Consider the following 14,186-nt stretch of genomic DNA (forward strand, 5'->3'; position numbering starts at 1 on the left):
CGGTATTCCTTAGTTCGCGCTGTTCAGGCGGGCCATTTCACGGGCCTCGTCCCAGATTGCGCACAGGCGGGTGTAACGGTCGGCCATTTGTTCGATCGCAGCAGCGTCGGACATATCGCCCTTCATCCATGCGCGAGCGGCATCGCCAAAGATCGTGCGGCCAACGGCAAAGCCGCGAACCAATGGATAGGCGGCTGCCACTTCGAAGCTGGCGCGCAGTTCTTCTTCGGGCGCATCGAGGCCCAGAACCACAATACCGCGGGTGTAGGGGTCGTTCTCTTCGATGGCGGCGATGGCGTTCTGCCATGCTGCGTCGGTCTTGAACGGCTCCAGCTTCCACCAGTCCGGATAGACGCCGATTTCGTAGAAACGGCGGATCAGGGTCGCGCTGGTGTCGTCATCAACGGGCGCGACCTTGGACGGAATGATCTCCAGCAGGAATTCGAGGCGGTTGCGGCGCGAGGCTTCGAACAGGCGCTTGACGGTGTCTTCCTGTTTGGCCTGCGTTTCCGCGTCGTCGTCGGGGTGGCAGAAGCACAGAACCTTGACCACGTTTTCCTTGGCCCACTGGTTCAGACCACCGAAGTCGCCGCCCAGTTCCGGCTCCAGCGTCAGCGGACGCGACCCCGGCCATTCGGTCGGACGACCGATCCAGAGGCCCGAACCCGATGCGGCGTGCAGCGCACTGCGGCCGATACGGTTATCACAAAGGATGCCGTAGCCGTCCTTGCCGTCTTGAACTTTCTCAGCAGCCTTGAGGCAAAGCTCCTTGAACTCTCCCCCACGCTCCAGCGTGTAGCCTTCCATGTCTTCGAGCTGCATCCGGTGGTCGAATGCAAACACTCGCATCGTGGACCAGTCGCCGTGGCGGTTGGTCGACCAGTGGATCTGCTCCAGCTCCGGATCGTTGCGCAGGTCTTTTTGCTTGATGCCGCGCTCAAGGAAGAACTCCAGCTCGGTCAGCGACGGATATGCGGGGGTGCAGCCATGACGGCTGACGGCGAATGCGCCGCAAGCGTTGGCGTACTTCAATGCGGTCGGCCAGTCCTCATCATCGAGCCAGCCCTTAAGCAGACCCGAAAAGAAGCCGTCGCCAGCGCCAAGTACGTTGAATACTTCGATCGGAAAGCCCGGACCGGTCTGACCGTCGTCGAGACTATCGGGGATTTCACCTTCGAATGCGACAGCGCCGGCAGCGCCGCGCTTGCAAACGAGGGTCGCGTTCGAAACGGCGCGAACGGCGCGCAATGCTTCGATAGTGTTGGTCGAGCCGCCGGCGATATGGAATTCTTCTTCAGTGCCGACAATCAGATCGAAGTGATGCAGGGTCGACAGCAGCTTTTCGGTGACTTTCGCGCTCTCGACGAAACGGCTTTCGCCGTCACCGTGACCAGCCACGCCCCAAAGGTTCGGGCGGTAGTCGATGTCCAGCGCGGTACGGAGGCCATGCTTGCGGGCCAGTTCCAGTGCTTTCATGACAGCCGCTTCGGTCTTCACGTTTGACAGGTGGGTGCCGGTGACAACGACCGAACGGGCGGACGCGATAAAGTCTTCCTTGATGTCGTCTTCGCAGAGCGCCATGTCAGCGCAGTTTTCGCGGTAGAAAATCAGCGGGAACTGTTCTTCGTCACGAATGCCGAGGATCACCAGCGCGGTCAGACGCTCGGGGTCAGTCACGACGCCATCGGTGCTGACACCTTCGCGGGCAAGTTGTTCGAGGATGAAGCGGCCCATGTGTTCGTCACCCACGCGGGTAATCAGACCCGACTTCAGGCCCAGACGGGCCGTGCCGCACGCGATATTCGTCGGAGAGCCGCCGATGTATTTGTCGAAGGACCCCATGTCCTCAAGACGTCCACCGATCTGACCGCCGTAAAGGTCAACACCCGCGCGACCGATCGTAATTACATCCAACTTGCTCATCTGTTCCTCCCTGCCCTCAACCCAGAGGTTGCCACGCAGCCGTTTACTTCGCTAGGTGCGTTTTGCGATATACTGGATCGCAATCAGCGCACCAATTTGTGTCATTTCGGTTCAATGCGTCTTTCAAAAACGCCAAAAAAGATCACTCGCCAGAGGCGACGTTGATGGTCTCGAACACCAGCTTTTCGTTGAACTGCTCGTGGTAAGCGATGAAGTCCTTAGTGTGCTGCTGTTCCATGTGGAAGTCGTGCGCCGCTTGATCGACCCACGTTTCCACGAATACCAGACGGTCCGGTTTGTCCGTGCAGGCAAAGAAATCGTACTGGATGCAACCTTCCTCGGCGCGGGTGGCAGCTTGCGCTTCCGGCGCACGCTCAAGGATCTTGCCGCGCGTACCCGGCAGGCAATCAATCGTAATGATGAACTTGTACATAACAGTGTCGGGCGCGGCACGGAGCCGCGCCGCTCTCCTTAACGGATGATCGTCGCTTGCAGCGCGTCGATCGAAGACTGGATGCCTGCGTTGGTCGACATGGTGAAGTCTTCCATCTCGAGCGAAACCCAATCGTTGTAGCCGAGCATACCAACGACCGAGAAGAACTCTTTCCACCATTGCAGATCGTGACCTGCGCCGACGGCGACGTAGTTCCAAGCGCGGTTGGCCACGTCGGTGACTTCGCGCATTTCCAGCAGACCGTTCACATCTGCCAGACCGCGCTCGATGCGGGTGTCTTTGCCATGGACGTGGTGGATGGCATCGCCCAGAGCACGTGCAACCGCGATCGGGCAAGCGCCCTTCCAGAACAGGTGCGACGGGTCGAGGTTCATACCGACCATCGGGCCAACTTCGTTACGCAGACGGAACAAGGTGTCCGGATTCCAGACCAGCATGGCCGAGAAGTTTTCGAGAGCGATCTTCTCGACGCCGACTTTCTTGGCATGATCGACGATGCCGTGCCAATACGGGAAAGCACAGTCTTCCCACTGGTAACGGTCGCGCTCGGGCATCTCTGCGGGCCACGATTTGGTGTAGGTCAGCCAGTTCGGAACGGTGTCTTCGGGGGCCGCTGCCGGAAGACCCGACATGGTGACGATCTTGGTCACACCGATTTCACCGGCAAGGGTGAAGGTCTCTTCGATTTCCTTGCGGTGCTTAGCACCCAGATGACCCGGATCGAGCGGGTTGCCCGAGCAGTTCAGCGCGGCGATCTTCAGACCGCGCGCTTCGATTTCCTTCAGTTTCTGCGACCGCAGCCCCTTGTCGGCCAGCAGTTCGTCAGCGCGGAAGTGCGGAGCCGGCGACCAGCCGCCACCGGTCATTTCAACACCTTCGACGCCCAGCTCAACGCATTTGTCGAGCATATCGGTGAAGGACAGATCGCCCATCACGTCGGTGCAAATAGAAAGCTTCATCTTCTGTTCCTATTCACTCGGCCGCGACGGCCGGTGCTTCCAAGTAGAGGGCGGGTTTCTTAATCATCTTGAGCGGTTCGTACTTGCCCGATTCAGCAGCGCGGAGCGCAGCGTCGGCGGTCAAGGTCGAGGCGTAGCCGTCCCAAGCGCTGGGGCCGGTGGCAGTGCCTTCGCCAGCGGCAATGATCCACTCGCGGAATTCCTGGTCGTAGGCTTCGATGAAGCGCTCGCGCCAGTCTTCCGGCATAGCCTGACGGATGCCGTTGACGTCCGAAACAACGGTCGCCGGACGGTTCGGGAGCGAGGCAACACCGGTTTCGCCCGAAACTTCGCCACGGATGTCGTAGCCGTAGGTGATCGCAACCGAGATTTCGACGTCCACAATCGCACCGCTCTCCATGTGGAGAAGGACAATAACGGGGTTCTTCAGCTCGCCGCCACCAACGGTGGAACGACGGGGGTAACGAACCTCTACACCGACGATCTCGTCGGACAGCAGCCAGCGCGAGATGTCCGCATCATGCACGAGCGTATCGTTCAGCGGCATGTCCGAGGTGTAGTGCGATGGCACCGACGCGTTGCGGTGAACCGAGTGGTACATGAGCGGCGCACCGATCATGCCGCTATCGACCACGGCCTTCAGACGGCGGTAGTCAGCATCGAAACGACGCATAAAACCGACCTGGATCAGGCGCTTGCCGTAGGCAGCTTCGGCCTCAACGATACGGATCGCCGCTTCTTCCGAAGTGGTCATCGGCTTTTCGCAGAAGACCGGCTTGCCGGCAGCAATACAGTCGAGCAGTTGCTCTTCGTGGGCAGGACCCCACGAGCAGATGACGATTGCATCGACGTTGTCGGACTCGATCAGCGCCTTCGGAGTCTCGAAGACCTCAGCGCCATAGGGAGCAGCCTCTTTGGCGCGCTCCACATCGATGTCGTTGACGGCGGTGATTTCAACACCAGAGAGGACCTTTGTCAGGCGGCGGATGTGATCTTGACCGATCATGCCCGTGCCGATGACACCAACTTTCAAAGCCATCACATGCTTCCTTATTTGAAGTATTTGTCGATGTAGCGCTGCATTTCGTTGCGCATGAAGATGCCGGACTCGTCGGCCTTTTCTTCCCATGCGAACACGCAGGCGGTCATGATGCCGTCAAAACCGATCTCGGCGAGGGTCTTGTAGAAATCATCCCACGGCACTTCGCCCTGACCCATGTTCAGGTGCTGGTGAACGCGCGCGGTCGAACCCGGCGGGTTGATGATGTAGCGCAGGCCGCTCGATGCCTTGTGGTTGAAGGTGTCGGCGATGTGGACGTGAGCCAGAACGTCGGCGCATTCGCGCAGCATCGCAACGGTATCGTCACCAAAGTAGAAGGTGTGCGGCGTACAGTAGAGGAACTTCACGCGGTCCGAATTTACAGTGCGGATCAGGTCGACCGACGGCTGGAGCGTTTCAACCCAGTCTTCGGGGTGCGGTTCGATGTGCAGGTTGATGCCTTCACGTTCGAAGATCGGGACCAGCTCGTCCATCGAACGCCACCACGCGTCCTCACAGGCTTCGATCATCGAACCCGTGTGGCAGCAGTAGCAGGTGCCCTTATCGGGGTGCGGGCCACGGCCGAACTCGGAGTTCATGGTGTCCACTTCCAGCTCGACGGCGATCTCGATCGCACGCTTCCAGTGCTTGACGGCTGCACGGCGCTCTTCTTCGTCGTTCGAGGCCCAGCGGTACATCGGCAGCAGCGTGGCGATGCCGACGTCTGCGTCCTTCAGTGCTTTCTTGAAGCTCTTGACGCGGTCGGGGAACACGCGGGGAGCTTTGAACCACTCCAGAAAGTCACCACGGGGGCTGAGTTCGATCCAGTCATAACCGAGTTCTTTGACCTTGCTCGGAAGTTGTTCGAGCGACAGGTGACGGTGCATAAACGGGTCTAGCGCGATTTTCATGCGTCTTCCTCCAGAAATAAGTTGGGTCGCGCCGCCTCCTCAACGGCGCGGACCGGATCAGTCAGCCGAAGCAACCTTGGGCGGGTGACCATGATGGGAGTCCATGTAACCCTCGATGCTTGCTTCGAGGTCGGCCATGGTTTCGCCGCCGGCCATGAGGTCGGTGATCTCTTCGCGGGTCTTCTCGCCCTTGCGGAAGTCGGCGGCAATAGCGCCGCGGATCAGAACCGCGAAGTGGTCACCCACGGTCATCGCGTGCATGACCTGATGGGTGATGAAGATCACGGCGAGGCCGCGCTTTTTGGCTTCGTTGACGATGCGCAGAACGTGCGCCGCCTGCTTGACGCCAAGAGCCGCAGTCGGCTCATCGAGGATCAGAACGCGCGCACCGAAGTACACGGCGCGGGCAATCGCCAGCGACTGGCGCTCACCGCCCGACAGGCCGCCCACGAGGCGATCACCGTCGGTGATACGGGTGATGCCCATCTTCTGGACTTCCTCGACGGCGATCTTGTTCGCAGTCTTGCGGTCGAAGACCTTGAACGGACCAAAGCCCTTGGTCGGCTCCACGCCCATGAAGAAGTTACGGCCGACCGACATCAGCGGATACGTTCCGCCGAACTGGTGCACGGTCGCGATACCGCGATCCTGCGCGTCGCGCGGGCCCTCGAAAGTGACAGGCTTACCGTCGACAAGGATCTCGCCACGGGTCGGTGCGTGAACACCGGCGAGGGTCTTGATGAGGGTCGATTTACCGGCGCCGTTGTCGCCCAGCAGGCAGAGCACTTCGCCCGCGCGGACCTTCAGCGAGATTTCATGCAGAACGTCGATCGGGCCAAAGCTCTTGTCGACATTCTTCAGTTCGATAACGGGTGCGTTGGAAGACATGATCTCAGGCCTCACTTCTTCTTGGTCGACGCGTTGGTCGCGAGCTTGCGGAAGGTGTCGTTCATGAGAACAGCGATCAGCAGCAGCACACCGATAAAGAGCATGTTGAGGTCTTTATCGAAGGTGGTGAAGTTGATGCCCTGGAAGACGATACCGAAGGTCAGGGTGCCGAAGAACGTACCGGTCACGGTGCCGAAGCCGCCCGTCAGAAGCACGCCGCCGACAACCACACAGATGATCGAGTTGAAGATCATACCGAACTGGGTCGTCGTGGATGCCGAATTGGCGAGTACCGCTTCGGTCATGCCGACCAGTGCAGCGGCCATAGCCGAGAGCATGAACAGGGCGATCTTCAGACGGTTGGTCGGGATACCTGCGTTGCGTGCGGATTCCTGATCGCCGCCCATTGCAAAGATCCAGTTACCCCACGGGGAAACGTGCAACACGTAGAAACAGATCAGTGCAAAGCCGATCCAGATGAAGAACGAGCTCTGGAGGCTGCGGAAGATGGTGAAACCTTCACCGAGAATGAGGTTGTGATAGTCGCCGAGGATGAACTCGGACACGACACCTGCATCGGGCAGGCTGTGCTGCGTGGTGCCCGCGATTTGCTTGGACACGTAGGCGTTCAGACCTGCGATCACGAAGAGCGTTGCGAGCGTCACAATGAGCGATGGCACCTGCGTGCGAGTGACCAACATGCCATTGACCCAGCCGATGACACCGGCCACGACCAGCGTGAACAGGACAGCGAGCCAGATGTTCATTCCGAACTGTTCGACCGACATCGCGAGAACGATACCGCCTGCGGGGATCAGAGCGCCCACAGAGATATCGAGTTCACCTGCGATCATCAGGAAGCCGACCGGAATGGCGATAATGCCGACTTTGGATGCGAAGTTCAGCCAGGTCGAAGACCCGAGCGGAGTGAGGAAGTTCTTGTCCCAGCCAAAGTAGCTAAAGAAGACGAAAACCAGAATGAAACCCGCGGCAGCACCTGCCTCGGGGCGACGCAACAGGCCCAAAAGCGATAAACCGCTGCCCCCTGTCGAATTTCCGTTGTTTGATGTGTCGGCCATTTTGGCACTTCTCCAAGTGTCTTGATTGCGCCCACTGTCCCAGTCGCGGACTTAGTAGAAGAACGCCGGCCAACGACGAAGCGCTGGCCGGCATCGGGAGGGAGAGGTTTAGCGTGCGCCCAGCTCGGCGCCCGACTTCACAACATCAACGTTCGAAGCGTCGATGATTGCCGGACCGGTGAGAACCGGATCGGTCGAGATTTCGGTGCCGAACTTGAGGTTCGAGAACAGCATCGAAGTCGCGAGGAAGCCCTGCAGGTACGGCTGCTGGTCGATCGCCATGGTCTGGGTGCCAGCCGAGATACGCTCGAGCGAAGCCGGCGAGAAGTCGAATGCACCGATCATGAGTTCCATGCCGGTCTGCTCGACTGCGTTGGCGGCCGAAGCTGCACCGAAGTCTGCACAGGATACGAGAGCGTCGATCGAGCTGTCGCCGATGAGTTCAGCCTTGAACGCCTCGGCAGTACCGGTGACGTCGCCGTCGAGGTTCGGCGGGGTGTTCAGGACGGTAACCTTTACGCCGTGAGCAGCAGCACCGTCGGTGACGCCTTCACAACGCTGTTCGAGGTTGATCGCACCCGGAAGCTGGATGTGGCACAGGATGTGGGTCGCGCCCTGCTCTGCGAGGTATTCACCACCGCCGTAGCCAGCTGCGTATTCATCCGAACCGAAGTAATTGATCGCGCCGATGTCTTCTTTGACCGGCAGACCCGAGTTGTACTGCATGATCTTGATGCCCTGCTCGGCAGCAGCCTGAAGCGCGGGAATCTGGGCGTCCGGAACCCAAACCGGGATCGCGATGCCATCTACGCCCTGAGCGACAGCCTGGTTGATCAGGGTCACAAGGTCAGGGCCGAAGTTTTCGTAGTTCTGGGTGCGCAGGTACTGAACGGTACCGCCGTTGGCTTCGACCATGTGGGTCGCGTCATCAACGCCCTTTTTGATTTTGTCCATGAAAGCGTCTTCGATCGAGCCAGCGATGACAGCGATGTCCTGAGCCATTGCCGAACCAGCAGTCATTGCCAGTGCCGACACCATGAGACCACGCATAATGCGAGTTTTAATAGTCATTCGGTATTTCCTCCCGTGGATACACACCGGCGGCATCTCCATTGCTGCCGGTGAAAGGAAATTACCAAAAGAGCGCCCATCGCGAAATATCGCTTGCCTCATAAAGACATTTTTGTTTCATTTTATGGCATGTCAAAATGAAGCTTCAATAATTCAAAATGAAAAATCGCCCTACTATCGCAGACTTAGCCGAAGCCGCAGGTGTCAGCGTCTCTACAGTGAATCGCATTCTCGCAGGCACATCCCGCGTTCGCCCTGCCACAATCCAGCAGGTTCAGCACGCCGCAGAGCGTATAGGTTATTACGGTTTGAATGTGATCGAGGCGCGCCGCGATGAGCAACTTCCTAACTTTCGATTCGGATTTCTGCTCCAGCAGTCGACTCGCGAGGTGTACCGAATCTTCGCGCAGCACATCAAAGAAGCCTCCGCGATGCGCCGAGACGAGAAGGTCACGCCGCTCGTCGACTTCGTTGACCTGCTGGAACCCTCCAACATCGCGGAGCGCCTGACCGCGCTTGGCAAGGAATGCGATGCTGTAGCGATCATCGCGGCCGACCATCCGCTGATCGGTCAGGCTATTCGCGACCTCAAAATGCAGGGCAAGCCGACCGTCGCCTATATCACGGACCAAAGCTCGCCCGACCGCGCGGCCTTCGTCGGCACCGACAACTGGCGGCTGGGCCGCACCGCTGCATGGTTCATTTCCGAAATGTCACCCGATCCAGGAACAGTCGCGCTGTTCCTCGGCAACCACCGCTACCAGTGTCAGGACATGGCCGATGCCGCATTCCGGTCGTACCTGCGCGAAAACGCACCCCACCTGACAGTGACGGAGTCGCGCCCGACTAACGAGGACTCGGCTGAGGCCTATAGAATGGTGAAGTCATTGCTGGAGACCGAAGAGAAACTCGCCGGCCTCATGATCGCGGGCGGCGGGATCTCCGGTGTGCTGAAGGCACTGCGCGAGGCGCCTGCCGAACGGCGGCGCGGTGTGCGTGTAATTTGCCGCGATATCGGGCCAGAGACGCGCAAAGGGCTGACCGAAGGGCTCATCACCGCCGCGCTCTGTCACCCGCTCAAGGAAATCTCGTCTACGCTGATCGAGACGATGATCGACGTGACCAACAGCAAAGGCGCGGGGATTACACTCCAGCGGACCGTGCCGCTAGAGGTCGTGACGCCAGAAAATATCTGATCAGGCGCGGAGCGCGGGAACCAGAGGAACGCCGCACCGCTCGGACATGCGAGCGGTGTAGTCCATGACTTCGTCCGGCATGGTGAGGTTCGGCACGATGGTCAGGCAGCGCAGAACGGGGAACAGGTAGATGTCGTCGATCGACGCGCCTTCGGCATCCGGCAGATGCGGGACGAGATCGGCCAGAGCCACCTCGACCTCTGCAAGACGCTCGTCGGTCTGTGCGCGCAGGCCATCGAAATCGCCGAGCCAAGCTTCTTTCTTGCCGGTGAAATACTCAATCGCTTCGGGCACGCGGAACTCAGGGTAAACCGGATCGGGCGAGCGCGGGATGACCAGCACGTTGATCGCATGGTTATGCTTGTCCATCCAATCGGTGATCTCGGCACGCGGCTTGCCGCCGAACACGGGCTCACCCGACAGGCCGTCCAGCTTCTCCACGATGTCGAGGCTTTCGCCCATGTAGCCGTCCGCATCCTCGAGGATCGGGAGCATCTTGGCACCGATCATAGAGATCGGGGTCTCTTCGTCATGGTTCGGAATATAGTGGACTTCTGCATCGATCCCTTTCAGGCCAAGCGGCATACGGGCGCGGATGCAGTACGGGCAATGGTCGTAGACAAATAGCTTCAACGCGGTCTCCTTTCGGTCACCGTGACAAATGTTGGCATGAAACGGAATACGCCCCTCACCTGCCATGACGGCACGCAAGGGGCAAGGGTTTCGCGATTATTCGACGGACTTGAGGAAAGCGTCGAACTCGTCGTCTTTGATCGGAACGGTGTGCTGGGCTTCGGGATAGCCACCGTTATCGACGTCAGCGCGGAAGGCTTTGAACGCTTCGATGCGCTCGGCCTGAAGTTCGCGCATCTTCTTGCCGAGGTCGGCGTAGACCTTGCCGTGGCGCGGTTTGTGGTTGACGCCGTAACCGCAGACATCCTCGGTAAAGAGGTACTGTGCGTCGGCGTATTTGCCCGCGCCCATGCCGAGCATAATCAGATTGGTGTTCTCGGTCAGGTACTTTGCAACGCGGTCGGGAACGACTTCGAGCTCGGCACCAAAGACGCCGATTTCTTCCATTTTCTTGGCGTGAGCATAAAGCGCCGCAGCCTCGTCGCCGGTTTTGCCAACAGCGCGCCAACCAGTCCATGTGATATAGGACGGGATGAGGCCGATGTGACCGACGACCGCGAGGTGGTTGTCCACCATGGCCTTCTGGATGTCGTAGGACGCTGCGCAATAGTAGCAGTCGGCGCCGATAGCACCGGCTTCGAACGCGGCGCGGATGTAATCCTCTGCCGTGACGAGCTTCGCGCCAGCGGGGCCGTGCGGACCGTAGGGCAGACCGACCTGAACAAAGCACTGACCGGCAGCTTCGCGCATCTCGGGCGACCAGAACTTGCGTTCGATCGACAGCATGTGGATGCCGGCCTCGTTCGCAGCGGCAGCCTCTTCCAGCGTGGTCACGTAGAGCATGGAGATTTTCTCTCCACGCTTCTTCATGGCGCGGATGTCTTCGACGTGCGGACGGTTGTGGTACATAAAACGTATCCTTGGTTAGAGGGTAAAGGCAGCGCGGAACGCTTCGAGAGCGACCTCGGGGTCACCCTTCGCAAAGGCTTCCATCGCGACAGGTCCGCGATAGCCCATGTCGAACAGCGCCTGCGCAATGCCGGGGTAATTGATCTCGCCGGTACCGGGTTCACAGCGACCAGGATTGTCGGCAACCTGCACTTCGCCGATCCACGGAAGGCACGCTTCGCACCAGCGGATCAAGTCACCTTCGCCGATCTGGGTGTGATAGAGGTCAAGGTTGATCCGCAGCTGCGGACGGTTGACCTCGGCCACGAGCGACAGGACTTCGGCGGTGGTGTTGAACGGACAGCCGGGATGTTCGCGCAGGTTCAGGTTTTCGAGCGTGAAGACCACGCCCTCTTCCTCGGCCATGTCGCAAATGCGGTGCAGCGTATCGCGGGCGCGAAGGCGCATACCAGGCGCGAAGGCCGAAAGCTGCGGGATCGGCAAACCGAAGTCACCAAGTCCCGTGCCGTGCAGGTTCAGACGGTCAACGCCGAGGCGCTTGCCGACCTGCGCGGTTTCGCGCGCCGACGCCAGCAGCATGTCCGCGCCCTCGTCGTCAGCCAGACGGCCAACGAGATAGCCGTTCATAATGGTGTAATTGGCGCCGACCTTTTCGAGGGCGCCCAGATCATGCGCCGGCCAGTTCCAGAGGCCGACACCAAAGCCCATCTCGGTCAGGCGCGCAGCGCGCCATTCCATAGGCTTGTCCTGCCACAGCATCTCGGCGCAGGCCGCCAGCGGAAACGGTTGAGTCATTATAACGAACTTTCAGATGATAGCGCTGAGCTGATCAGATTTCGACGAAGACGCGGCCACCCTCAACCTTGGTCGGGTAGGTGTGCAGGTTTTCGCAAGCGGGCGGCGTTTCGACTTCACCGTTTTCCATGTTGAAGATCGACGAATGCTTCGGGCATTCGATGGTCGCTTCGACCACCATACCGTCGGACAGGTGCACGTCCTCGTGGGTGCACAGGCCGTCGGTGCAGTAGTAGTTGTCTTCGTGATCACGTACGATGATGAAGGTACGGTCGCCATGGTCGAAACGGATGACATCCTCTTCTTCGATGTCATCGGTTGCGCACGCATCAATCCATTGAGCCATTCGGCCTCTCCTTTGTGGGGCAGTCTCAGACTGCGCTTTTGTCCTGATATGGGTTCGCCGTTGCGGGGAGCGGACGGCGGATGTGGTAGTCGGGATCCTTGCGCTGCTTCCACAATGCGGGGAGCATTTCGGCATAACCCTCGGCTATCGACTTGCACGGGACAGGGAAGTCCCAACCGCAGACGCGGTGCAATTCGGGGAGTTTGTAGTACGGCACCAGCGGGAACATGTGGTGTTCGACGTGGTAGTTCATGTTCCAGTAGATGAAGCGGCTGATCGGGTTCATCATCACGGTACGGCTGTTCAGACGGTGATCGTTCACATTGTCCGACAGCCCGCCATGCTGGAGCCAGCCGCACATCACCATGTGCCAGCATCCGAAGAGACGCGGCAGACCGATGAGCAGCAGCGGAATCCACGACTGGAACACAATGGCCGCTGCGATGGTCACGGCATAGATCGCCAGCCAGATCCGCGCGGTGCGGATGGTTTTGGCGTGGAAGACTTCGGGCAGATACTCGGCCTCTTCCGCGTCGATTTTGCCGAACGCGTGGAAGAACATCGCCTTCACGCCGCCGATAACATCGGGAATGCCGATGAGGTTCGACGTGCTGTTGAGCATCATGACGGGACGCATGATCGAAATCTCCGGATCGCGCCCGACGATGATCGTGTCCGAGTGGTGGCGGGCGTGGCTGAATTTCCAGCAATACGGATCGCGGATCATGCAAAAGCAGGCGACCTGATAGACTGCGTTGTTCATCCAGCGGGTCTTGAACGCGGAGCCGTGCCCGCACTCGTGCCAGCGGCTATCCATGGCCGAGCCATAAAGCACGCCGTAAGCCAGCCAGAACGGCACCGACCACCACGACGGCATCAGCACGATGGCAATGGCCGCGAATGCTGCCATCAGGCCGAACAGGATGATGGTATCGCGGATCGCAGGCTGGTCCGAACGGCGCATGAGCGCCTTCATTTCCTTGCGATCGATAGGCGTACGATACCAGTCCTCGGTCACGAGGCCGGTTTCGACAGCGCGAATGGAGTCAGGGCCGACAAGGCTGTAGTCACGAGGCATATCGACCTCCAGAGAGCAAAGAGACTAGGTCAAAAACGCCGAAGTGCGGCGCATGGTAAATTCAGGCGCCCGCGAACGGGCGCTTTTTACTGGGCGGCCATCGCGGTCTGGCTTTCGGCATAGCCCTCGATGCTTGCTTCGAGGTCGGCCATGGTTTCGCCGCCGGCCATGAGGTCGGTGATCTCTTCGCGGGTCTTTTCACCCTTGCGGAAGTCGGCGGCGATCGCGCCGCGGATCAGAACCGCGAAGTGGTCGCCCACAGTCATCGCGTGCATGACCTGATGGGTGATGAAGATCACGGCGAGGCCGCGCTTTTTCGCTTCATTCACAATGCGCAGAACGTGCGCCGCCTGCTTGACGCCAAGTGCCGCAGTCGGCTCATCAAGGATCAGAACGCGGGCACCGAAGTACACGGCGCGGGCAATCGCGAGCGACTGGCGCTCACCGCCCGACAGGCCGCCCACGAGGCGATCACCGTCGGTGATGCGCGTGATGCCCATCTTCTGGACTTCCTCGACGGCGATCTTGTTCGCGGTCTTGCGGTCGAAGACCTTGAACGGACCGAAGCCCTTGGTCGGCTCGACGCCCATGAAGAAGTTACGGCCGACCGACATTAGCGGATACGTTCCGCCAAACTGGTGCACGGTCGCAATGCCGCGATCCTGCGCGTCGCGCGGGCCGTCGAACGTAACCGGCTTACCGTCGACGAGGATCTCGCCGCGGGTCGGTGCGTGAACACCGGCAAGAGTCTTGATGAGGGTCGATTTACCGGCGCCGTTGTCACCCAGCAGGCAGAGCACTTCGCCCGCGCGGACCTTCAGCGAGATTTCATGCAGAACGTCGATCGGGCCAAAGCTCTTGTCGACATTCTTCAGTTCGATAACGGGTGCGTTGGAAGACATGAT

Annotated in this window: 15 protein-coding genes; 1 reads left to right on the plus strand and 14 read right to left on the minus strand. The window is 59.7% G+C overall.

Annotated features, from left to right (window positions below):
• Window positions 1-9 precede the first annotated feature (9 nt).
• The 8 genes from IF204_RS11550 to IF204_RS11585 form a co-directional block, all read right to left on the minus strand.
• Window positions 10-1,923, minus strand: a complete 1,914-nt coding sequence (locus IF204_RS11550; protein WP_194097139.1) for a bifunctional 5-dehydro-2-deoxygluconokinase/5-dehydro-2-deoxyphosphogluconate aldolase — start codon at window positions 1,921-1,923, stop codon at window positions 10-12.
• A 142-nt stretch (window positions 1,924-2,065) separates the two neighbouring features.
• Window positions 2,066-2,356, minus strand: a complete 291-nt coding sequence (locus IF204_RS11555; protein WP_194097141.1) for a putative quinol monooxygenase — start codon at window positions 2,354-2,356, stop codon at window positions 2,066-2,068.
• A gap of 38 nt (window positions 2,357-2,394) precedes the next feature.
• On the minus strand, window positions 2,395-3,336 hold the full coding sequence (locus tag IF204_RS11560) for a sugar phosphate isomerase/epimerase family protein (protein WP_194097143.1): 942 nt from the start codon (window positions 3,334-3,336) through the stop codon (window positions 2,395-2,397).
• A gap of 13 nt (window positions 3,337-3,349) precedes the next feature.
• Entirely contained in the window at window positions 3,350-4,375 is a 1,026-nt protein-coding gene (locus tag IF204_RS11565; RefSeq protein WP_194097145.1) for a Gfo/Idh/MocA family oxidoreductase, read from the minus strand.
• Window positions 4,376-4,386: 11 nt separating this feature from the next.
• On the minus strand, window positions 4,387-5,286 hold the full coding sequence (locus IF204_RS11570; protein WP_194097147.1) for a sugar phosphate isomerase/epimerase family protein: 900 nt from the start codon (window positions 5,284-5,286) through the stop codon (window positions 4,387-4,389).
• A gap of 57 nt (window positions 5,287-5,343) precedes the next feature.
• Complete coding sequence (locus IF204_RS11575; RefSeq protein ID WP_194097149.1) at window positions 5,344-6,174, minus strand: ATP-binding cassette domain-containing protein; 831 nt, start codon at window positions 6,172-6,174, stop codon at window positions 5,344-5,346.
• An 11-nt stretch (window positions 6,175-6,185) separates the two neighbouring features.
• A complete protein-coding gene (locus IF204_RS11580; RefSeq protein ID WP_194097151.1) occupies window positions 6,186-7,253 on the minus strand; it encodes an ABC transporter permease in 1,068 nt (355 codons plus the stop codon).
• A 108-nt stretch (window positions 7,254-7,361) separates the two neighbouring features.
• The gene (locus IF204_RS11585; RefSeq protein ID WP_228069165.1) at window positions 7,362-8,324 is read right to left on the minus strand and encodes a substrate-binding domain-containing protein; all 963 of its coding nucleotides are present in this window, start codon (window positions 8,322-8,324) and stop codon (window positions 7,362-7,364) included.
• Between the two features lie 158 nt (window positions 8,325-8,482).
• Here IF204_RS11585 and IF204_RS11590 point away from each other — a divergent pair, with 158 nt between their 5' ends.
• Entirely contained in the window at window positions 8,483-9,520 is a 1,038-nt protein-coding gene (locus IF204_RS11590; protein WP_194097153.1) for a LacI family DNA-binding transcriptional regulator, read from the plus strand.
• Here the strand turns inward: IF204_RS11590 and grxB are convergent, their stop codons facing one another.
• The 6 genes from grxB to IF204_RS11620 form a co-directional block, all read right to left on the minus strand.
• The gene (grxB, locus tag IF204_RS11595) at window positions 9,521-10,153 is read right to left on the minus strand and encodes a glutaredoxin 2 (protein WP_194097155.1); all 633 of its coding nucleotides are present in this window, start codon (window positions 10,151-10,153) and stop codon (window positions 9,521-9,523) included.
• Window positions 10,154-10,249: 96 nt separating this feature from the next.
• Window positions 10,250-11,062 (minus strand): 3-methyl-2-oxobutanoate hydroxymethyltransferase, encoded by an 813-nt coding sequence (locus IF204_RS11600; protein ID WP_194097156.1) that lies wholly within the window; start codon window positions 11,060-11,062, stop codon window positions 10,250-10,252.
• Window positions 11,063-11,077: 15 nt separating this feature from the next.
• Window positions 11,078-11,857, minus strand: coding sequence for a TIM barrel protein (locus IF204_RS11605; RefSeq protein ID WP_194097158.1), 780 nt, complete (start codon window positions 11,855-11,857; stop codon window positions 11,078-11,080).
• Between the two features lie 34 nt (window positions 11,858-11,891).
• The gene (locus IF204_RS11610) at window positions 11,892-12,203 is read right to left on the minus strand and encodes a MocE family 2Fe-2S type ferredoxin (RefSeq protein ID WP_194097160.1); all 312 of its coding nucleotides are present in this window, start codon (window positions 12,201-12,203) and stop codon (window positions 11,892-11,894) included.
• Between the two features lie 25 nt (window positions 12,204-12,228).
• Entirely contained in the window at window positions 12,229-13,281 is a 1,053-nt protein-coding gene (locus IF204_RS11615) for a fatty acid desaturase (protein ID WP_194097162.1), read from the minus strand.
• Window positions 13,282-13,367: 86 nt separating this feature from the next.
• Window positions 13,368-14,183 (minus strand): ATP-binding cassette domain-containing protein, encoded by an 816-nt coding sequence (locus IF204_RS11620; protein WP_194097164.1) that lies wholly within the window; start codon window positions 14,181-14,183, stop codon window positions 13,368-13,370.
• Window positions 14,184-14,186: the final 3 nt, after the last annotated feature.

This window comes from Marivivens aquimaris, assembly GCF_015220045.1.
GTDB classification, from domain to species: domain Bacteria; phylum Pseudomonadota; class Alphaproteobacteria; order Rhodobacterales; family Rhodobacteraceae; genus Marivivens; species Marivivens aquimaris.

Bases quoted from the DNA above. Each gene is read 5' to 3' on its own strand.
- IF204_RS11605 (WP_194097158.1), bottom strand. From the start codon at position 11,857: ATGACTCAACCGTTTCCGCTGGCGGCCTGCGCCGAGATGCTGTGGCAG.
- IF204_RS11555 (WP_194097141.1), bottom strand. From the start codon at position 2,356: ATGTACAAGTTCATCATTACGATTGATTGCCTGCCGGGTACGCGCGGC.
- IF204_RS11580 (WP_194097151.1), bottom strand. From the start codon at position 7,253: ATGGCCGACACATCAAACAACGGAAATTCGACAGGGGGCAGCGGTTTA.
- IF204_RS11590 (WP_194097153.1), top strand. From the start codon at position 8,483: ATGAAAAATCGCCCTACTATCGCAGACTTAGCCGAAGCCGCAGGTGTC.
- IF204_RS11570 (WP_194097147.1), bottom strand. From the start codon at position 5,286: ATGAAAATCGCGCTAGACCCGTTTATGCACCGTCACCTGTCGCTCGAA.
- IF204_RS11610 (WP_194097160.1), bottom strand. From the start codon at position 12,203: ATGGCTCAATGGATTGATGCGTGCGCAACCGATGACATCGAAGAAGAG.
- IF204_RS11560 (WP_194097143.1), bottom strand. From the start codon at position 3,336: ATGAAGCTTTCTATTTGCACCGACGTGATGGGCGATCTGTCCTTCACC.
- IF204_RS11575 (WP_194097149.1), bottom strand. From the start codon at position 6,174: ATGTCTTCCAACGCACCCGTTATCGAACTGAAGAATGTCGACAAGAGC.
- IF204_RS11550 (WP_194097139.1), bottom strand. From the start codon at position 1,923: ATGAGCAAGTTGGATGTAATTACGATCGGTCGCGCGGGTGTTGACCTT.
- IF204_RS11615 (WP_194097162.1), bottom strand. From the start codon at position 13,281: ATGCCTCGTGACTACAGCCTTGTCGGCCCTGACTCCATTCGCGCTGTC.
- IF204_RS11585 (WP_228069165.1), bottom strand. From the start codon at position 8,324: ATGACTATTAAAACTCGCATTATGCGTGGTCTCATGGTGTCGGCACTG.
- IF204_RS11600 (WP_194097156.1), bottom strand. From the start codon at position 11,062: ATGTACCACAACCGTCCGCACGTCGAAGACATCCGCGCCATGAAGAAG.
- IF204_RS11565 (WP_194097145.1), bottom strand. From the start codon at position 4,375: ATGGCTTTGAAAGTTGGTGTCATCGGCACGGGCATGATCGGTCAAGAT.
- IF204_RS11620 (WP_194097164.1), bottom strand. From the start codon at position 14,183: ATGTCTTCCAACGCACCCGTTATCGAACTGAAGAATGTCGACAAGAGC.